Source organism: Gardnerella sp. c10Ua_31 (genome assembly GCF_055700915.1).
Genome location: NZ_JANUYG010000003.1, coordinates 204,918 through 226,219, shown reverse-complemented (window position 1 = coordinate 226,219; position 21,302 = coordinate 204,918). Strand labels below are relative to the sequence as shown.

Annotated in this window: 18 protein-coding genes; all 18 read right to left on the bottom strand. The window is 40.0% G+C overall.

Translation table 11 applies throughout. The annotated features are described in order from the left end of the window. A complete protein-coding gene (locus NYP55_RS06130; protein ID WP_004131005.1) occupies positions 1-885 on the bottom strand; it encodes a dihydroorotate dehydrogenase electron transfer subunit in 885 nt (294 codons plus the stop codon). Positions 886-1,006: 121 nt separating this feature from the next. After that, positions 1,007-2,041, bottom strand: a complete 1,035-nt coding sequence (gene pyrF, locus NYP55_RS06125) for an orotidine-5'-phosphate decarboxylase (RefSeq protein ID WP_472781731.1) — start codon at positions 2,039-2,041, stop codon at positions 1,007-1,009. Between the two features lie 71 nt (positions 2,042-2,112). Further along, on the bottom strand, positions 2,113-3,525 hold the full coding sequence (locus NYP55_RS06120) for a dihydroorotase (RefSeq protein ID WP_004131010.1): 1,413 nt from the start codon (positions 3,523-3,525) through the stop codon (positions 2,113-2,115). 154 nt (positions 3,526-3,679) lie between these two features. Further along, a complete protein-coding gene (gene pyrB / locus NYP55_RS06115) occupies positions 3,680-4,906 on the bottom strand; it encodes an aspartate carbamoyltransferase (protein WP_004131012.1) in 1,227 nt (408 codons plus the stop codon). Between the two features lie 140 nt (positions 4,907-5,046). Next, positions 5,047-5,379, bottom strand: a complete 333-nt coding sequence (locus tag NYP55_RS06110) for a type II toxin-antitoxin system RelE/ParE family toxin (RefSeq protein WP_004131015.1) — start codon at positions 5,377-5,379, stop codon at positions 5,047-5,049. Continuing rightward, complete coding sequence (locus NYP55_RS06105; RefSeq protein WP_004131017.1) at positions 5,379-5,612, bottom strand: hypothetical protein; 234 nt, start codon at positions 5,610-5,612, stop codon at positions 5,379-5,381. Before NYP55_RS06105 ends, NYP55_RS06110 begins: the two co-directional genes overlap by 1 nt. A gap of 95 nt (positions 5,613-5,707) precedes the next feature. Next, positions 5,708-9,004: a bifunctional [glutamine synthetase] adenylyltransferase/[glutamine synthetase]-adenylyl-L-tyrosine phosphorylase gene (locus NYP55_RS06100; RefSeq protein ID WP_018615664.1), complete on the bottom strand. Its 3,297-nt coding sequence runs from the start codon at positions 9,002-9,004 to the stop codon at positions 5,708-5,710. A 54-nt stretch (positions 9,005-9,058) separates the two neighbouring features. Next, entirely contained in the window at positions 9,059-9,913 is an 855-nt protein-coding gene (metF, locus tag NYP55_RS06095; protein ID WP_018615662.1) for a methylenetetrahydrofolate reductase [NAD(P)H], read from the bottom strand. After that, the gene (gene metE / locus NYP55_RS06090; RefSeq protein WP_020757569.1) at positions 9,910-12,246 is read right to left on the bottom strand and encodes a 5-methyltetrahydropteroyltriglutamate--homocysteine S-methyltransferase; all 2,337 of its coding nucleotides are present in this window, start codon (positions 12,244-12,246) and stop codon (positions 9,910-9,912) included. Before metE ends, metF begins: the two co-directional genes overlap by 4 nt. A gap of 198 nt (positions 12,247-12,444) precedes the next feature. Continuing rightward, positions 12,445-13,002, bottom strand: a complete 558-nt coding sequence (locus NYP55_RS06085; protein WP_004131024.1) for a SixA phosphatase family protein — start codon at positions 13,000-13,002, stop codon at positions 12,445-12,447. Positions 13,003-13,023: 21 nt separating this feature from the next. Next, positions 13,024-14,124, bottom strand: a complete 1,101-nt coding sequence (locus NYP55_RS06080) for a tRNA (adenine-N1)-methyltransferase (protein ID WP_410294122.1) — start codon at positions 14,122-14,124, stop codon at positions 13,024-13,026. Between the two features lie 36 nt (positions 14,125-14,160). Continuing rightward, on the bottom strand, positions 14,161-15,225 hold the full coding sequence (gene tsaD / locus NYP55_RS06075) for a tRNA (adenosine(37)-N6)-threonylcarbamoyltransferase complex transferase subunit TsaD (RefSeq protein ID WP_410294121.1): 1,065 nt from the start codon (positions 15,223-15,225) through the stop codon (positions 14,161-14,163). Continuing rightward, positions 15,218-15,835, bottom strand: coding sequence for a ribosomal protein S18-alanine N-acetyltransferase (gene rimI / locus NYP55_RS06070; RefSeq protein WP_102704562.1), 618 nt, complete (start codon positions 15,833-15,835; stop codon positions 15,218-15,220). The genes tsaD and rimI overlap by 8 nt, the downstream gene beginning before the upstream one ends. Positions 15,836-15,855: 20 nt before the next feature. Beyond that, positions 15,856-16,659 (bottom strand): tRNA (adenosine(37)-N6)-threonylcarbamoyltransferase complex dimerization subunit type 1 TsaB, encoded by an 804-nt coding sequence (gene tsaB, locus NYP55_RS06065; RefSeq protein ID WP_102704563.1) that lies wholly within the window; start codon positions 16,657-16,659, stop codon positions 15,856-15,858. Between the two features lie 38 nt (positions 16,660-16,697). Then, positions 16,698-17,261, bottom strand: a complete 564-nt coding sequence (gene tsaE / locus NYP55_RS06060; RefSeq protein WP_032839262.1) for a tRNA (adenosine(37)-N6)-threonylcarbamoyltransferase complex ATPase subunit type 1 TsaE — start codon at positions 17,259-17,261, stop codon at positions 16,698-16,700. Between the two features lie 27 nt (positions 17,262-17,288). Next, positions 17,289-18,278, bottom strand: a complete 990-nt coding sequence (gene holA, locus NYP55_RS06055) for a DNA polymerase III subunit delta (protein ID WP_102704564.1) — start codon at positions 18,276-18,278, stop codon at positions 17,289-17,291. A 191-nt stretch (positions 18,279-18,469) separates the two neighbouring features. After that, a complete protein-coding gene (locus tag NYP55_RS06050; RefSeq protein WP_472781730.1) occupies positions 18,470-20,278 on the bottom strand; it encodes a ComEC/Rec2 family competence protein in 1,809 nt (602 codons plus the stop codon). A gap of 51 nt (positions 20,279-20,329) precedes the next feature. Beyond that, entirely contained in the window at positions 20,330-21,220 is an 891-nt protein-coding gene (locus NYP55_RS06045; protein ID WP_016829571.1) for a ComEA family DNA-binding protein, read from the bottom strand. Between the last annotated feature and the right edge of the window lie 82 nt (positions 21,221-21,302).

Below are 21,302 nucleotides of genomic sequence, written 5' to 3'. Positions count from 1 at the left end.
TTACTCCCAGCCTAATCTTTCAGAGTCAAATACTGGCCCTTCGTTACAAACTTTAAGTCTGCCTTCCAAAGTATCTACAACGCAAGCAACACAAGTGCCATAGCCGCATCCCATTCTTGCTTCTAGGCTTAGTTGGCATTTAACGTTACGCTCATGCGCCCAATGAGCTACAGCTTTCATCATTGGCATAGGCCCGCAAGAAAGAATAACAATAGGCAAATCGCCATTAAAATCAAAATGATTTTCTTGCTCTAGCTCATTAAGCAAAGTAATAACAGTTCCTTGCGCATTGCTAATGCTATAAACGTTATCAACGTATTCCTTCATAAATGAGTCAGCAAAATGATTATCTCTGTATCCAAGAACGGCCGTAACCTTGCAATCCTTATTTTTTGCAATCGCTTGCGCAGCACAAATCAAAGGAGGAACGCCCAATCCTCCGCTTACAAGAACATAGTGCGCTGGCTTAGAAATATCAAAACCCAATCCTAATGGCCCTAAAGCGTCTACAGTGTCTCCTGCTTTAAGCTGCGCAAACTCGGCAGTACCCTTACCAATTACAGCAAAAATAAGAGTAAAAGTATCTCCATCAACGCTTGCAACACCAAATGGCCTAGGAAGCATAGTTGTAGAATCTGGAGAATATAAGTTAACAAATTGCGCAGGAGTGGCCGTTTTAGCAATAGCATCATCGCGCAAAACTAAGCGATACACACCTTCGTCAAGCTTTTGATTATCAAGAACTTCTATTGGGCGCCTTCCTAAAAGACGGCTATATTTTGGCTTACTAGAATCTGCACCCGAATAGTCTAAAGAGCTTTCACGAATAGTAAATATAAAGCTTCTAGAAGATTTTCTAGTTTGAATAAACATGCCATCACTCATGTATTTGCCCTATCTTGTGTAGTGTGTAACTTTATTTGTTTAGCTTTATTTATTTATGTATTTTCGCTTGTAATTTGTAACTTGTTAGTTATAGATTATATTCACATTTATTTAGCTATATTCACTTATAAATCGCCTGCCTTAAATCATCTCGCATATTAATAGCAGCACAAGCAGAAGAATTTGCAACAATATCTAGAATGTCATCTAAAGAGATTGAAGATTCGTGCTTTTTATAAGATTCACTGTTTTTCCAAGCGCCAATAATTCCGCGCGAAGAGTTTACTATTGCGCCACTGCCGTCTTTATCAAACATTCCAGCAACATCTTTAGCTGTTCCACCTTGCGCTCCATAACCTGGAACAAGGAAGAAAGTATGCGGCATAAGTTCACGCAACCGCTTGCCTTCTTGCGGATGCGTTGCTCCAACAACCGCTCCAACTCTAGAATATCCGTGATTCCCAATGTTTGATTCGCCCCAATTTTCAATCAAACTTGCCATATGCTCGTAAACTGGCCTGCCATCTTCAACAACAAGCTCTTGCAACTCTTTGCTAGAAGGATTAGACGTGCGCAAAAGCACAAAAATGCTCTTATTGCGCGAAATTGCTTCGTTTACAAAAGGCATAACGCCATCCGACCCCATATACGGGTTTACAGTAAGCGAATCCTCGTGCCAAACATCCTTTGTGCTAGAGCTTTTTAGAAGATTAAGCAAAGACTCGTCAAAATCGTAAGAATCATCGCTAAAATACGAATCAAGATTAGCAAATCCTCGCAAATGCGCAGCATATTGAGCTGCTGTAGAGCCAATATCTCCTCGTTTTGCGTCTCCAATAACAACTAAGCCTTTGGATTTAGCATAATCACAAGTCATTGTGTAAGTGTCAATTCCAGCAGGGCCAAGCGCCTCATACATTGCAATCTGTGGCTTAACAGCTGGAACAATATCGCAAATCGCATCAATAATTGCTCGATTAAACTCAAAATAAGCAGCACCAAGCAACGTTTGCAAAGCTTCTTCACTCTCTACTTCTTGCAAAACTTCATTTGCTAAGCCGTTTAAAATTTGCGCAGGCAAAATACCAGTCTTTGGGTCTAATCCAACAACAGTAGGATTTTGCTTTGATGCAATCGCTTCTACTAACTCGTCCATTTTTCTCCCATTTTTACTATTTTTTACGACTTACTCACGCGACTTACACATACGACTTATTAAATACGCGACTACATTCTAGAAAACGCAATTTGCGATCCAATAATAGTTGCCACTGGTCTGCCCTTTAATTGCCACCCGTCAAATGGCGTATTTCTAGCTTTTGAATGGAACAAGCTTGAATCCACACTCCACTTTTCGTTCATATTAATCAACACTAAATCAACGTTTTCTGGGTGCTCTGTGCTGCTTAATCGCAATGTACGCCTAATCGCACACTTGGAAGACACGTTTAGCAAAGCAGAAACATCCGTAGGTCTGCGGCTCATTAGTTGCATTGGATTAACAGACATTAGCTCAATTAAGTGCTTATCATCCGTGTAGCCTGCATCCACAAGCACTTTTCTACAAACCGCATACGCGCACTCTAAGCCAATAATGCCATTAGGCGCGCTCGCAAAGTCGCCAGCCTTATCTGTAACTGTATGCGGAGCGTGATCAGTCGCAATCATGTCTATAGTTCCATCTGCGATTGCACCAAGAGTAGCCTGTCTATCTGCTTTAGACCTAAGTGGCGGATTCATTTTTGCGTTAACGCCATACTTAAGCACATCTTCATCGCAAAGAGCAAGATAATGCGGAGCTGTTTCACAAGTAATAGGCAAACCTTCCTTCTTAGCTTTGCGAATCGCTTCAAAAGCAGCTGCAGTACTCACATGCTGGAAGTGCACATGAACGCCACTAACTCGCGCAGCATCAATGTCGCGCTTAACAATCGCAAGCTCCGTAGAAGCAGGAATTCCGCCAACGCCTAAAATCTTAGCAACTGGGCCTTCATTTACTGAGCCAGAATTGTGATGCTCACAATGTTCAAGAAGAGGCAATCCTGTTTCTTTAGCGATTTTTAGAACGTCTTGCAAAATCGAATCTGTAACTGCAGCACCATCGTCACTAATAGCAACTACAGGATGCTTCTTCATCGGAGACGTTTTTTGACTATCTTCGATTCCAGGAACATACTTTTTCCACAAATTAACGTTGCTAGGATCAACGCCACTTCTTCCGCCCGATGCGCAAACGCTTAAATCGTAGCGAACTGGCAATTTTACGCCATATATGCAACCGTATCTTTGCAAGTAGTCAATCACATTTTCCACGTCGAAAGGAGCATCATTCCAAGGCTCGCCATCAACTGCTGGAATAGTATTCGGCATAATCAAAACTTGCGTATATCCGCCTGCGGCCGCAGCATTGCCGCCAGTCATCATCGTTTCTTTATCTGTTTGACCAGGATCTCTAAAATGCACGTGTGGGTCTGCAAAACCAGGAGCAACAATCCAATCACTCGCATCAATTTCTCCGCATATTCTGGCATTTGGCTCAATTAAAGCATCTTGCCGCACACCTTCTACGATTAAATCAATGCGCTCGCTAGTATCCCAAACTGCAATATTTTGCAAAGTTAAGGTTCGTGAGTTGTTCATATTGCTCCTAGTTCGCTCAAGGTTTTTAAGTTATTAGATTATTTTAGATTACTTTATATTTCAATTGCGTTAATCGCGCTTATTTTTGCGTTTTGACTGCATTCAATCTGCATTCAATTTGCATTCAATTTGCACCCAATCTGCAATCAATCTGTTATGCTTCTTCGTCGCAATACAAGCATCGATACACGTTTGCGTCAGAATCGTCCTTATAGAACTTTTTGACTAATGATAATTCACTATTTGTTATGCAGCGAATATTAGGACATTTAAGATCTTTAGGAGCATTTTTGTCTTCTTTATGAACACGAGGATTAGCGAGCGAAATTCCATTAGCATCGTAAGCTTGCGATTCGTCTTTAGGAACATTCACAAAATCTGTTGGTTCGTAGCCCAAAAGCTCGTCTCCAAGAACTGAGCTTTCAAGAGCCATTCGCATAAGCATGCCATTTTTAACTTGCTCAAAGTATGCTGCACGAGGATCCGCGTCAACATCAACCGCAATCTCGTTAATTCTAGGAAGTGGGTGAAGAACAGCAGTATTCGGCTTTGCTTTTTGCAATTTTTCTTCCGTCAAAATGTAAGTATCTCTAAGTCGCAAGTATTGATCCCTGTCTGTAAAACGCTCTTCTTGCACACGAGTCATATAAAGAACGTCTAAACTTCCAATAACTTCCATCAAATCGCGAGTTTCCTCGTAAGAGCACGATTCAGTTGCGTTTATGCGATCAATAACATATTGCGGAGTTTTAAGCTCATCTGGACTAATCAGCACAAAATGAACGTTTCCAAAGCGGCATAAAGTTTCAATAAGCGAGTGAACTGTGCGGCCGTATGTTAAGTCTCCGCAAAGCCCAACTGTTAAATTATTCAGTCTGCCAAATCGTGCAAGAATCGTTGCTAAATCTGCAAGAGTTTGAGTAGGATGCATGTGGCCACCGTCTCCTGCATTAATTACTGGCGTGCTAACAGCTTGCGTTGCTACAAAAGCGGCGCCTTCCTTAGGGTGACGCATTGCTACAACATCTACATAGTTTGATACCACTTTTAACGTGTCGCTAACTGTTTCGCCTTTACTAGCGCTAGAAAGTTGAGCGCCTGCAAAGCCAATCACCTTGCCACCTAAGCGAAGCATTGCTGTTTCAAAGCTTAATCGCGTGCGCGTACTCGGCTCATAAAAAAGAGTGGCCAACACTCTGCCATCGCAAGTGTGGGCCACTTCTTTTCTGTGCGAATCAATGTATCGCGCTTTATCTAAAAGCATTCGTATTTGTTCTGTTGAAATATCGTCTAAAGTAACAACGCTTTTGCCTGCTAACGATTGAGCAATTGCGCAACGAGAAAAAACTTGATTGGAAGAATCAGAAAATGCGTTCGTCATAATAAAACCGCTTACCTTTCGCTAGTTGGCAAACGGCCGCGATTGTGCGCGACCTACGTAATATTACTGATTAGCTTTGACGAAACCTATACTCGGAGTGGCGAACAACTATAACTTATTATGCAACATTTAATAAGTATTTAATCCAATAAATCTATTTGTTCCAATACAGTTTGTTGATTACATTTACCATAAGTAACCTTCAAAATATAAACTGTATTTTTTTCTAAATCAACTCTGTAATAAATAAGAAAATTCTTTACAACAATACGACGCACACCAAGTGAATTCCACGGCTCATACTTAACTACAGGCGCAAACTGAGGAAAAAGAGATAGTCTTTCAATATTAAATTTAATGATATTAATAATTCTGGCAGAAGTTTTCTTAGAAATATTAGATGCAATATAATCTCTTATATTTTTTAAATCATTTTCTGCATCTTGAGTAACAAGAATATCAAAAGAACTCATTACAAGCCCTTTTCTAACTCAGCAAAAACATCTTTATATGGTCTAGATAAACCAGAAGCTGACTGCTTGTAACTATTCATAAGTTTTGCAGCAAAATCAGTAGAGAATAATTCGTCATTTTCTTCTAAATTTTCACTACTGACTGTTTGCTTTATACGTGAAGAAACATCAGAATAAAAAACTGAAGACTTAGCTCTTTCTTTTACATCAATGCTTATCATTGAATTTTTCATTAAAAATCACCTCCCATCCTGCAATTATAACTTAAAGAACAGAATGCAACAATAAATTCGAAGCTACAAAATATGACTAGATTGCGACTGTAAACTTAGCGACAGTAGAACAGACGAGACATAACTTCGCGGCATTGACGCATAACAGCCATTAAATCGTTTTCAAAAACGCGACCCTGGTTTGGATCGTAGCCAAGATAAGTGGCGATTCCGCCTAAAGAATAAGAGTCTGTTGGAATAACATCCGCACGCTCAAGTGAGCCAGACCACAAGAAGTTCGCATTTCGCACTGCAGAACACATATGCCAGCAGCGCTCCAGCACGTTTGCATCTTCATCTTCAATCAAATGCAATTCTTTAAGCGCTTTCAACGCTTGCATTGTGCCAACCGTGCGCAAAGACTCGTATTTTCCAGCGTATTGCAATTGCAAAAGCTGAACAGTCCACTCAACATCGCTTAAACCGCCGCGCCCAAGCTTCAAATGTCTGTCTCTGCTAACTCCTCTTGGCAAGCGTTCTGCTTCCATACGCGCTTTAAGCTTACGAATTTCCGCTAATTGGGATTCGCTAAGAGGCTCCAATGAATAGCGCAAGTCGTTTACTACTCCACTTAGCAAGGCATCCGCCAACTCTTTAGAACCTGCAGCAAAGCGCGCGCGCAAAAGTGCCTGATTTTCCCACGTACTTGCCCACTTTTGATAGTAGTGCTCGCACGATTCTAGTGAGCGCACAAGCGGCCCATCTTTACCTTCTGGTCGCAAATCTAAATCAACCATGATTTTTGGCTCTAAAGTAAGAGTACCTTGCAAAATATTTCGCAATATGTCTACAGTAGTTTGCGCAAAACGGTGAGCAAGATTAGCTCCAGAATCATCGCCAGAATCGCAACCGCAAATATCTTGTGTAGGCTTATAAACAACCATCATATCTGCATCAGAGCAGAAGTTAACTTCCCTACCGCCATAACGTCCGAGGGCAATAATTGAAATCGAAGCTTTGCTCTCATCTAGGCACATTTTGCGAGACGCATCTTTCATAGCCCATTGCAAAGCAGCATCAAGAACAGCGTCAAATACGTCACTCATTGCTTGCATCGAAGTATCATCGTCAATAATCCCACACATCCAAGCAAGAGCTACTCGCTCAATTTCTTGCCGTCTTAAAGCGCGCAAAGATTGAGCAAAATCCGCAATACTGCTTGAATATCTTGCAACCATTGCTCGCGTTTGCATATCTAAGCTTTCTCTGCCTCTTGGCGCAAGCGTCGAGTCGTCTCCAAGCCAAGTTATCGACTGTATGGACTTCATCATTGCATCGCCTAAATAGCGCGAATCAGACAAAACGTGGCAAAGCCGTTGAGCTGCGCTAGGAGAGTCACGCAAAAATCCAAGATACGTGTTTTTCCCACCGAAGAGCTCGGAAAGTCGCCTAAAAGCAAGCAAACCCATGTCGGGATTTTGACCTTCTCCAAGCCATTTCAACACTGCAGGAAGCAAAATTCTGTGAATTTTAGCAGCACGCGAAAGTCCCTCAGTAAGAGCTTCAACATGCATTTGTGCAGCTTTTGCATCTGCAAATCCGATTGACGCAAAGCGAGCGCGAGCAGCCTCTGCAGACAACACAATAGGATCCGCATCCGTTTGCGCATTAATCGGAAGCATTGGGCGGTAATAAATATCTTTATGCAAGTGTCTAATTTCTCGTCGCGCTTTGTCGAATCGCGCAACAAGCTCTTCTGGCTTAAGTCTAACAGCTCTAGCAAGACGCCTAATTTGCTCGTTACTGTTAAGATCTTCTACACTAATGCTTCTTGCGCGATCTAACCCACCATTTCCTTGCGCACCTAAATCTGGGAATAAATGCGTACGTTGCATATTCCACATTTGCTGGCGATGCTCGAGCACGCGCTCAAAACGGTAGTGTTCTGCCAAAATCGCAGCTTGCGATCTAGAAACATAACCTCCAGCAGATAATGCGTTAAGCGCGCCTAGTGTATCTCTAACTCGCAAAGACGTGTCTTCGCTTCCGTGCACAAGTTGCAACATTTGCACAGTAAACTCAACATCGCGCAATCCTCCGCGACCAAGCTTCATGTCTAAATCTCTATGAGACGCAGGAATCAAAGACTCCACTCGCTGTCTCATATGTTGGCAATCTGCAACAAAGTGTTCACGACCAGACGCTTTCCAAACAAGCGAATCTGCCATTTGTCTATAATCTTTACCAAGTTGCATATCTCCTGCAGCTGGCCTCGACTTTAGTAATGCTTGAAACTCCCAGCTACTTGCCCACTTTTCGTAGTATTCTCTGTTAGATTCCAATCGCCTAACAAGCGGACCATCTTTGCCTTCTGGCCTTAGCGCAGTATCAATTTGCCACAATGGAGGCTCCGCACAACCCATAACAACCGATTGACACACTTTTTGCAAAACAAGCGCAATAGAAGAGCCAACTCGCAAAGCTTCATCTTGTTTAACGCCATTAGTTGGCTCTACTACATATATTAAGTCAATGTCGGAAACGTAGTTTATTTCTCGCGCTCCCAATTTTCCCATTGCTATTATTGCAAACTTGCAACAGCAAGATCCAGAAACTTGCCCGCGCGCAATCGCAAGAGCCGCCTCTAAAGCAGCATCCGCAGCATCCGAAAGTTTACAGCTTATATCTGGCTGCAATTCTACAGGATCTGCGCTTGCCAAATCGTATGCCATAATCGCAGCAATATGCTGGCGATATCTCGCTCTAAGCGCACAAACAGCTTGTGCAAAACCCATGGAGCTTATTGGAACAGTGCACGAATCGCAATTCTTGTCATCATCTTTTTCTTCATTTACTACTGTTGCACTGTACGATTGAACAGCTTCTAGTAAATCCGAAACACGCTCTTCTAAAGTCATATGTAGCAAATGATTTGGGTCATTTGCGGCAGCGCTTATTAAGTCTTCGCGTGTTCGCATTAGCATTGCAAACGCTTTAGATGCTCCAAGAACTTGCATTAAAGACGAAAGCGGACTTGTTATTAGTGAATTATTAGAGTTTTGAGCAATATTTTCAACAACTTTTTTATGCGATTGATATATGTCGTTAAACGCTAAAATTGCATAATCTGGATCTTCGACTCTGCTTATGCTTTCTAAAATTTTAACCGTGTTTATTGAATTATTTGCACAATTTTTGCAAACATCTTCTATAACTTTACGAGCAGATTCCGGTCGCGCAAACCCTGCTTTAACTAGGCTTCTATACGATAAGTCATTTTCTTGAGCAAAATTTAAACTATTTTTTGAACGATTTTGCAAATCATCTTTTAAGCCCACGTTCAAAATCGCGCTGAAGCCATTGCTTAAATCTCCAGCATTACTTGATTCTTTGCTCATAACGCCACTGTACATTGTGGTGTCGTACAACAATATTTTGCACGGCACCACAAGTACGATTTGCACAATCTACACGATTTTAGTAAAAAGTGGCTTAACGTTTGACCAAATGCTTCTAGTAACTCCAGGACGATTCATTGTGTACAAGTGTATTCCATCTACACCTTCCGCAACTAAATCGTTAATCTGTTGAGACGCAAATATGCTTCCAGCGTCTTGCAAAACTTCTGGATTACTTCCCCATCGCTCAATCATTGCTAAAACTGGCTCACTCATTTTAGAAGAGCACATTTTTGTCATTCGCTTAACTTGATTTGCATTTACAACAGGCATAACTCCAGCTTCAATCGGAACGTTAATGCCAGCTTTTCTAGCTAAATCCCTAAAGTGCAAAAAGTCATCGTTATTGTAAAAAAGTTGCGAAATCAAGTGAGTTACTCCAGCATCAACTTTTCTCTTTAGATTATCAATGTCTTCTTGCAAAGTAGCAGCTTCTGGATGTTTTTCTGGGTAGCACGCACCCAAAATAGGCAAATCTGGTCGCTGTGAGCGAATATACGACACTAAATCGCTCGCGTGATTAAACACTCCAGTAGCATTCTGACTTTCAATAACGTCTCCGCGCAAAGCTAAAACGCCACTAACGCCTGCCTTATCAAACATATCTAAAGCTTCGTCAACATCGTCATAATCCAAGTATCTTGCTGTTAAGTGAGCAACAGTTTTAATACCATACTCCGATCGAATAGTGTTGGCGATTCTAGCAGTAGCAGTTCGATCCGAAGATTTTCCCGTTCCGTAAGTTACAGATATAAAATCTGGATCCAAACCCCTTAAGCCGTCTAAAGTGTCGTAAATCGTTCCTATTGGAGATGTTCTTTTAGGCGGAAACACCTCTAGTGAAAACTTTGGTTTGTACGTCATTTTAGACCGCCACCCAATTCGCTTCTAACCTTTTTGGCTGCCGAAACAAGATTTTGCAAGCTAACCCAAGTTTCTGCATTGCCACGAGTCTTCAAGCCACAATCTGGGTTAATCCAAAGTTTGCTTGCTGGCATTTTGTGCAAAATCTCGTGAATCCTATTAACAATTTCTTCTTCGCTAGGAACGCGAGGAGAGTGAATGTCGTAAACGCCAGGACCCGCTTCTGTTTCAAAGTTCGCGTTATGAATAGCGTCCAAAACAACTAAATCTCCGCGCGAAGCTTCAAACGATATTACGTCCGCATCCATTGCATCAATGTCTAGAATAATGTCGTTAAACTCCGAGTAGCACATATGCGTGTGGATTTGCGTAGTGGCCTCTACAGCAGAGTGCACAAGACGGAAAGCTGCAATCGCCCAATCCAAATACTTCTTATGCCAATCAGAACGCCTAAGCGGAAGCTTTTCGCGCAAAGCTGCCTCATCGATTTGAATTACGCGAATTCCAGCACGCTCCAAATCTAAAACTTCGTCTCGAATAGCAAGAGCCAGCTGCTGCGTTTGCTCCTCGTGCGTAATATCTTCTCGAGGCCAAGACCAGTTAAGAATCGTAACAGGCCCCGTTAGCATGCCCTTCATAACATGATTTGTGCGGCTTTGAGCATATGCACTCCACTCTACCGTGATTGGCTGCGCTCTAGAAACGTCGCTCCAAACGATTGGAGGCTTTACGCATCTAGTTCCATAAGACTGCACCCAAGCGTTTTTTGTAAACTTAAATCCGTGCAAATGCTGGCCAAAGTATTCAACCATATCGTTTCGCTCAAATTCGCCATGCACAAGAACGTCTAAGCCAATGCGCTCCTGGTGTTCTATGCACTCGTCTATTTGCTTGGCAATAAACGCGTTGTATTCTTCTTTGCTAATTTCGCCTTTTCTAAAAAGCGCTCGAATCGATCTTATTTCTTTTGTTTGAGGGAAAGATCCGATAGTTGTTGTAGGCAAATCAGGCAAGCCTAATGCTTCTTTTTGTAATTTTTGGCGCTCCGCGCGAGATGGCTTTCGCTCAAAATCTTCTGGCTTAAGGCTTGCGATTCGCGCTTTAACGTTTTCGTCTACTTTTACTCTAGACCCATCAAATAATGCCTGATTTTGCGCTAATTCCTTGCTATTTTTAAGCTCATCATCATTCAAAACGCAAAGTTGAGCAATTTCGCTTACTTCCTTCAACTTTTCTACAGCAAACGCAAAATGCTTTAATACGTCTTCGCCAAGCTCTTCTCCATCCGTGCTAAATGGAACGTGCAAAAGCGAGCATGCCGTAGAAACAGCTATGCGATTAGTAACGTTTTTTTGCAAAGCATCTAGCAAGCCAAGACTTTGCGCGTAGTCATTTTTCCAAATGTTTCTGCCATTTACAACTCCTGCAAAAATAGTTGTTTTCTCGTTTACTCCATATTTTTGCAAAGCTTCAAGGTTTTCTTCTTTGCCTTCTACAAAATCTAAGCCAATTGCATCAAAAGCTAAATCGTTTAGTGTTTTGTACGAGTCTAAAATATTGCCAAAATACGTGTTAAGCAAAATCTTAACGTTTTCAGCATTCTCTGTGCTTTCAAGTCTGCTTTGAAGAATCGGCTTATATAAGTCGCTAAAAATCCTTAAATCGCCATCTTCTTTATCTAAGCACAAATATGGTTCGTCAAATTGCATCCATTTTGCTCCAAGACTTGCAAATCGTTTTACAATATCGCAATATGCGTTTGCTAATGCTTCAATCGTTTCTTTGTTTGCTTCTAATTCTTGAGCTTGAGGATTGCGAGCAAGCTTTAAGAAGGTGTATGGGCCAATTAGCACTGGCTTTGTTTCAATTCCTAGTGCTTTTGCTTCATTAAACTCGTCGAATGGTTTTGTGCCATCTAAATGCAAATTTTGCGGATTTTCTACTTCTGGAACAATGTAGTGGTAATTAGTTGTAAACCACTTCTTCATTGGAAGAGCTGTTACATCCCCTCTATCCCCTTGATATCCGCGCGCGATGGCAAAAAGCGTATCTTCTGCATTTTCAAACTTTAGATTCTTGTACCGTTCTGGCACTGCACCAAGCAGGATTGCTGTGTCTAGCATTTGATCGTAGTAGCTAAAATCGTTGCTTGGTATGAGTTCTATTCCAGATTCTGCTTGAATTTTCCAATGCTTTTTGCGCAAGTCTTTTGCAACTTGTCTTACTTCTTCTAGAGTTGCGTCTTTTTTCCAATAGCGTTCAATAATTTTTTTAAGCTCGCGATTTGCGCCGATTCGCGGGAATCCCTGTACGGATGTAAGAACAGTATGCATATATCCTCCAAATAATTAACAACCTGATTCAGCCTAGCAAACATTTGGCTTAATGAGGTCATTACCTATTTTGGGGTGTCGTTATAAGCTAAACTTATATGCAGATTTATGCATATGATTTATGCAGATTTATACAAATGATTCGCGTATATTTATGCAAATTTTATAAGGATTTTATGCAAATTTATGCGTATTTTACTACTCAAAATCCTTTGGACTTATAACACCCAATGCTTTTGCTCCGCGAAGTCCGCACGTTGCAAAAGGAGAGTCGGAAACTAGCACAACAATCGAAGCGTTAGAAAGCCCAAGTCTCATTGTTCCTAAAACGTCTGGGTCGGAATCTGGGGAAGAAAGCCATTGCGCAGCCATCGACATTGTTGGCTCATGGCCTATAATCATTGTTATTTTAGATTCACTCCTAATCTCACAAAGCTCATCCATTACAGATTGCATTCCGCCATCATATAAGCTTTTTCTTGATGCAACTATTGGCGAATCTCCAAACTTTTTAAGCATTTTATGCATTGTTTGCTCTGTGCGATTTGCACTTGAACAAACAATATAATCTGGAACAAGCTTTAAAGATTTCAATCCTTTTGCCATGATTTTTGCTTGTTTTATGCCTTTATCGCTAAGGTCTCTTCCCCAATCATCTCCCATTGTTGGCGGCACCGCTTTTGCGTGGCGCATTAGTAGCAGCACATATTTTGCATGCTTTACTTTTTTAACGATTTTTTTAATTGACGCCGCCATTTTAATCTCCTCAGTCTTCAGTTAAGCCTTATTAGGCTTTGGATTTGAGTTAGGCAATTGTGCGATTTGCAAATCTAAATCTCTAAGGACTTTTCTAAGTTTTCTATCAGATATATCTCTAAGAGACAAGTCTTCTAGCTGTTCTGCGCGCTCTTCGGTAGTTAAATCATCAATATCGCTAACAGTATCTTTTGTAGCACGCTCGCGCTTTTTTAGTGCATTAAATCCTTGAGCCATTGCGCGCGAAATAACCAAAAAACCAGTATGACCTATCATTGCGTGATCTGGTCTAACTGCTAAATCTTGAGCTTTCCAAGTTCTTTCTAACGTTTCTTGAATCTCTGGCTCCGTCCAAACTCCAGAAGCACGCAAACTTTGTGCCATTCTAGACATTTGCGTTGTGGTTGTTACGTACGCAACTAATACGCCACCTGGAGCAATAACTCTATAAGCTTGTTCAAGCCTGTTCCAAGGATCAAGCATGTCTAGCATAATGCGGTCAAAATAGCCTTCTGGAAGAGACTTTGCTACTGTGTCAAAATCTCCAGTTAAAAGATTCCACCATTTTGGACTTTCGCCATAGTAAATCGTTGCGTTTAGTTGCGCGATTCTAGCAAAATCAGGTCTAAGCTCTATTGTTGTAAGCTCGCCACTTTCGCCAACAGCGTCTAAAAGACTTAAGCTCATTGCGCCAGAGCCTGCTCCCGACTCTAAAACGCGCATTCCAGAGCGAATATCTCCTAAAGAAATCACTTGTGCAATATCTTTTGGATACATTATTTGAGCGCCTCTTGGCATAGATAAAACGTAATCTGCTAATCGCGGACGCATAACTACATAATCCCATCCGCCTATTGCGCGCGCCGCCATCCAGGGCTTGTTTGATTCTTTAGATGCGTCAAGTTGCTTATTACTGCGCTCAAAATCACGTTTTGTGCTAACTGTTGTTACTACAACGCCTTGAGTTTTGCCAATAACATCGTCGTGCAAAATAATGCCATGCTCGGTTTGTGTAACTCCGCCTTTAACAAGCTGTGCTGTGATTCGCTTGCCTTTTCTATCGGTGAATTGGATTTTTTCACCAACTTGCAAAACTCCTCTACGCGCATAGCTTTCGTACACAAAACACCTCGCTTATTTTTAGAACGACTTTTACTATTATAAGCTAACGGTTGTAAGTGGCATTGCTGAATCGATTGCAAAATCTGGAGCAGACGGACGAACTCCTGCTTCTACCAAATTCACGCCAAGCATTGCCACCATTGCTCCGTTATCTGTGCAAAGCTTAAGCTGCGGCAAACGAACTTCGATTCCGTGCTCTTTTCCTTGCGCAAGCAAATGCTCTCTAAGCTGCGAGTTTGCAGAGAATCCGCCACCAATCAGCAAAGTTTTAGAACCGTATTGCTCGCAGCCCATCATAGCTTTGCGCGAAAGAACATCTGCAACAGAGTTTGCTAAAGACGCACAAACGTCGTCTACTGGTATTTCTAAGCCTTGTGCTTGGCGAGCTTCTACCCAACGCGCAACAGCTGTTTTTACTCCCGAAAAACTAAAGTCGTAAGGATGCTCTTTGCCAGAACGACCTTGCGTAAGTCCTTGCGGAACCTTCAACGTATTTGGATCCCCAAGGCGCCCGTGCCTATCAATATGCGGCCCTCCTGGATAAGGGAATCCAAGCAATCTAGCTACTTTATCAAAGCACTCGCCAGCTGCATCATCTAATGTTGTTCCAACAACGTCTATGCTGCGCGCAATATCGTTCACGTGAAGAAGTGAAGTGTGTCCGCCAGAAACAATAAGCGCTAGAACGTCTTTAGGTACGTCTCCAAATTGCAATTGCGTTACTGCAATGTGTCCAATAACGTGGTTTATTCCATAAATCGGCTTTTTTGCGGCACTCGCTAGTGCTTTAGCGCCAGAAATACCAACAGCTAAACATCCTGCTAATCCTGGACCCGCGCTTACTGCTATAGCATCAATATCGCTTAAATCCATATTTGCATCTGCTAACGCTTTTGATACAACTGGCACAAATGCTTCTGCATGCGCGCGCGATGCGATTTCTGGTATAACACCGCCGTAGCGTGCGTGTTCTTGCATTGAGGATGCTACAACGTTAGAAACTAATGTTCTTCCTTTAACGATTGCGGCTGCTGTTTCGTCGCAAGTTGATTCAATGCCTAAAACTATTGGCTCGCTTGTTTTATTCATTGTTTCACTCATTGTTATCCTCACTTTTAGCACTGTTATAAGCTTCGCTAGATTCTTCTAAGTTTTTTGAGTTTTCTAAATTTTCTAAGTTGTCTAAGTTGTTTAAGTCTTCCATTTGCGCACACATTGTATATGCGTCTATTCCTTCTGGCATGTAGTATCTTTTTCGTAATCCCATTTTTGTAAAACCGAATTTTTCATACAGTTTTAACGCTGGATTATTGTTTACTTTAACTTCTAAAAGCATTCGTTTTGCGCCGATTGATTTTGCATTTTCAATCATAGTTTTTAGAAGATTGCTTGCAATTCCTCGCTTTTGATACTCTTTTGCAACGCCTATTGTCATTATTTGACCGTCGTCACCATCAAACCAAAATCCTGCATACCCAGCTACCGTATTTGTGTTTAGATCAACATCTGCATAATACGCGCGCATCGGTGCTTGTAACTCTTGCAAAATCATGTTCTTGTTCCAGCATCCTGGCCCAAACAAGTCTGCTTCGATTTTTGCAATTTGAGAAACTATTGCTTCATATTTTGCACAATCAATTTTCTCTATAGCTCTGCTTTTACTATTTGATACACAAGCTGGATATTTTGAGCGAGTTATGTCTACAATCATATGCGTACTTCGCTTGAATCCTATTTTTCCGCTACTTCTGCCACTTTTGTAGCAGCGCCAGACCCTAAAACATGCTTCAACGGGTTTGGAACAGATACGTCTGGTCTTCTTAAATAAAGTGGTTCAATAACGTCTTTTTGACTTGCGCACAACTTAAATATCTCTAAGCCTTTTACGCCTAAATCAAGAGCACTCACTTCGGTGATTAAGCATATATTCTCGATTTTCTTCCAATCTTCAGCGTATTTTTTAGCACCATGACCCGCAACGCAAACGCAATAATCGCAAATATTATTTGATTCAAAATATTGATTTACTCTATCAACAATATTTGCAGGATAATCAATATCCATTTCTATTACTTCGCAACCACTATCGTCATATAAACTCATATAAACTTGGCGTCTTCTAGCGTCATTTAGCGAAAGAACATACGTGTGTTTAGCTACGCAAGATTCATTATTTTCGACTATTTCGCTATTAGAGATAACGCCATTTTTAAGCGATTCTTCAAAAGCTCCAGAACGAATCATTAAACTTTGTGGAAGCAAGCTGCTGCATCCTAGAATCTTTGCGTTATTCGCAAAAGCAATCGCCTTAGCAGCAACTAGTCCAGCTCGTAAACCAGTAAAAGGAGCAGGGCCTACTCCAACTACAATCTCATCTATTTGATTAAGCTCTAGTCCAGCATTTTTTACAGCAGAATCAATGTTTACTTGCAATCTTTCAACATGAGTGCGAGAATCCGTTTCTATTATCGGATTATGCCCCACAACTCCAACTGTTGAACCGTACGACGTGTCTATAATCAGCGTATTGCTCATTTTCATTCCTTAAATTGACTAACCAATTTAGCTTACTCTTAATCAAGAATTTTTAAGCGATCACACCAGTCTCCCCCAACTGGAACAAGCGTTACAACGCGATTTCCTTCGCTCGTAAACTCATTTGATTCGCTTTTATCAATCGGCCTATCAATATGAACTTCAAGACGAACATTTGCAAGAACGCCTGCCATTTGCTCTCCCCATTCCATAAGCACAACAGTTCCATCTCCTGGCTCTTCCAAAGCTTCGTCTAATCCAAGTGATTCAAGCTCATCTAAAAGCCTAGAAACAGTGTCTTGCCCTGGAGCGTAATCTTTTCCACCAAGCCTGTATGCGTCTACGTGAATAAGATTTGCCACTTTTCCGTTAGAAAACGTGCCTTTAAGCTCTCTAGCAATAGTAAAAGTTGGGGAAACTATTGGCTCTTTTATTGCTAAGCCTTTACCAAATCCTTTAGCAAACGTTGTTTTTCCAGCACCAAGAGGACCAGAAAGCAAAATAACGTCTGTTTCATGCACTATTTTTGCGATTGACTCGCCAAGATCTTGCATACACGAATCACTTGGAATTACAAGCTTTTTAATATTATGATTTTCCAAAATCACACACTTTCAATTTGATTTAATTTAACGACCGCGCAAAGCAATCATGCTAATGCATTTTTCTAAAGCGTAATCAGCATCACTCGCTCCACCTTTGCATTGCTCATCTGCCCATGCTAAACACATAAAACACTTACGAATCCCATTCTCACTCCATCCACCTAAATCTCTCATAGCCATTTTTAACGCCCACGGATTCACTTTTGCTTGCGCGTTAGAAATTTCTCCGTTTTTAACTGCTATAGCTTTTGCGATTATGCGCATTTTTACAGCCAAAGCTCCAATCAACGCTATAGGGTCAACGCCTTGCAAAACCGCTCTTCTTGCAGCAAGAATAGCTTGACCCGCGTTTCCTTGTGCAGCTTTATCTGCTACAAAAAATCCAGTTACTTGCGGATCCGATATTAAGTATTGGTCAACTATTTTTAGCGTTATTGGGTTATCTTCAAAATCAAAACAAAGCTGAGAACAAAGAGACGCCAACTGGTCGGTTTTTCCGCCTAAAACCTCTACAATGCGCGCAGCGGCTGCAGGCTCCACTGTGCGATTTTGTCTTTCAAAAAGACTTAGCACAAAATTCAATCTTGCATCATCTTTTTTAAGATCTGGAACAGTTATTTTATTTGCTCCAGCTTTTTCTAGCTTTGTAACTATTGACTTTCCTTTAACGCCACCTTCGTGACGTGCAATAACCCAGCAATCATTTATATTAGATTTTGCATTAGTTTTTGATTTAGATTTACTAACACAAAACTCTATTATTGATTCGACTAAATCTTCATTAGCTTGTTCAAGATTATTAATAACAACAATTGTTCCACTAGAAAAAAGTGATGGACCTGTAGCAGTTACAAAAGCATATTTATCGGCATTCAAAGCGTCTAAATTTACAACATCTGCATCTGGGTATGAGCCTAATATGCGCGTTTTTAAGTCGCGAGCGTTCAAATCATTCAAATACGCATCCCCACCAACTACAATCGTAAGTGGCGCAAAGTTCTTTAACGTTTGCATACGTACCCCTTAATGCTAATGTTTTGCAACTTAATGCTAATGTCTTGCAAGTTAGCTAATCAAATCTACCATTAATTCGATTATTTTTAGCTATTTAACACATCTAATAATTGTACAAACTATGCAAAACTTAAGATGATTGACTATAAATTGACTATAAAAATTGCTCAAAATCATAACTTGCACAAAAATCATTCAAAAAGCTTAATCGAATCATCTACAAGATGCTTAAAGCGATTTGACTTTGCTTGAGCGTAAATCTTAAACGCATTATAAAACTCTTTATTTTTAAGATACTTATTAATAAAAAATACACACAAAAATACGCTAAATTCAACAAACCACGCAAGCCACGCACCTAATGGCCCAGAAACCCATGGAATAACTCCGATTTGTAAATCTCCAAGATTCCAAGCACAATTTGCCATAATGTTTGTTCCAATAGAAGAAATATTAGCGAAAAATAGCGCAATCGAGTAATTCCAGCACGAGCAAACAAGCGACAAAAGCCCAAAAATCGTTGCAAAATCAACAAAAGGAGCAACAATCAAGTTCGCTATAATAGATATAAAAGAAACTTGAGGTTGCATTAATATTTGCACAGGAAGAGTAAAACATTGAGCACACAATGTAATACTTAATGCGCTTGCAATACTAGACGGAATATATCTTAAAAAGATTCTTCTTAAAGGCATTCCACAAACAATTATTCCAAAAGTTGCACACACAGAAAGCGCAAACGCATAATCCCACGCAAACTTAGGGCAAACAAATAAAACACCTATAACAGTTACACTCAACGCGCTAGCGGATTGATACGCTCTAGAAAGTAAAAATGCGATTGAACAAATAATGCCCATTATAAGTGCGCGTAAAACCGAAGCAGATGGGTAAACAATAAGTGCTAAAGAAACATTTCCAAGTATTTCAAGAAACGCACACAGCCATTTTGGAGCAAGAAAATATAAGCAAACTTTACGAATCATTGCTGCAACAAGCAAAAAGTGGCCTCCAGAAACTGCCATTAAATGCATTATTCCCGAAATCTTAAATCTTTGCTTCATTGTATTCGCATAAGAGCTGTCAATTTGACTACTTTTGTCTTCATCTTCATTGTTTAAATGCTCTTGACCTAAAAGCCCTACAGTAAGTCCAGGAACAAGCATTTGACCCTGCTCACTCAAATTGCCTGTAACTTTGTAAAATTCTTTATAAAGATTGTTTAGAGCACTTGTTAAAAACCCAGATTTTTCAATCACTTTTAAGGAATGGACTTGATTCTTGCTCGATTTATCTTTTTTACTAGCTTTAGGAATTTGAATTTCTACATTATTTGCTCCAAATTTTGAGATACCAATCTTTGCAAAACTGCTAATCGTATAGCCATAATTAATTGCTTTACAATCTGGATTAAAAGCGTAGAGTTTTGCGCTTGCAAAACTCACATGTTTTTGCACAACATGATTTTTATCTTCTGTTTCAACACTTTTAACACTTACATTAGCTACACAATCTCCTCTAAAAGAAGGAGATGTTCTTAAAGGAGACGTTATTTTCATAGCCACTTTAACGCTTTTAGAATCGAGCCTTTTATTACCATCATAGCTTTGAGTGCTTCTAGCACTTTCGCTTTTAATAACAGAAAAAACAGGATCTAGCTCTTCTAAGCATTGCGTAATCGAACAAATCATAAATGAAGCTAAAAATGCGCACATAATCGCATAAAAAGTTTGCTTGTATTTGATTATTCCTAAGCGCCTCAAAAATTTAGATTTAAGCACACCATTAAAAAATGATCCATTGAAAAATGATCCATTAGAGAATGAAACATAAAAGCACAGAATAGCAAACGCAAAAGTGGCAAATATTGTATACGCTAAAACTTGATTACTTTTGCATATAAATCTTGCATACAAGCATCCAAACCACATTGCAAAAGCAATTGGAACAAGTCTAAAATCCTTGTTTCCATTTTCAAAATTCCAATAAAATTCTTCCATTTTACGCCTTAAAGAACAAAGTTATAAAATAAACCTATAGATAAGCGATTCTTAACCAACACAAATCATCGATTTAATCTTTGCAAAAGTTTTCGGACCAATTCCATTGACTTGCATCAAATCTTCAACACGATTAAAAACGCGAACTTTTTTACGCATGTCTAATATTCTTTGAGCCATTTTTGGCCCTATGCCTTTTATCGCTTGCAATTCTTCCGATCCAGCACTGTTTATATTTATGCATTCACTTTTATTTTGAATATTTTTGCTTCTATTTTGACTATATTCACTCTTATTTTTTTCAATCAAATCTTGATTTTTGCTAACACTTTCAACGCTTTCTTCATCTTTTTTTAACTCACTTTTATGATTAGTGCTCACTTTTGATTTATTATTTGATTCGCCTTTTATTCCGTCTTTTGATTTATCATTTGATTCGTCTTTACCATCATTTTTACCGTCGCCTTTAGCATCTGACTTATTGTAAAAATCAACTTGCTTATTAGAATGATCTTTTGATTTTGCGCTAGCGTTATATGCATAAACCTTGCTATAAGTTGCATATTGACTTATTAACATTGTTAAACTACAAGATAAACAAACAACTAGAATCAGCATTATTGCTAAAATATGAGCAGGCTTTATAGCCAATCTAACATGATTCTTCACTCTTGCTTCGTTGCGCTTATTAAAATCATCAACTTTTAATGAAGAACTATTAGCATTAGTAGCAAGGTCTTTCAAAGCGAGCGCACGTTCTTTAGTTTCGCTATCTAAAACGCAAGTTTTATAGTCTAAAATATTCAAATCATCTTTTGTATGCTGTAAATCTTTAGCTTCTCTATAAGAATCACTAATATCGCTGATTTCTTCACTAACATAATTGTTCAAGCCACTAATCGCATCAAGCCTTTCCAAAACATTACGACTCGTTTTATGCACCTTTAATCACCTCCTTTTGTTATTCATAACCATTCATAAAAAAAGATGCTTACCTCCACTATTAAATGAAGATAAGCATCTT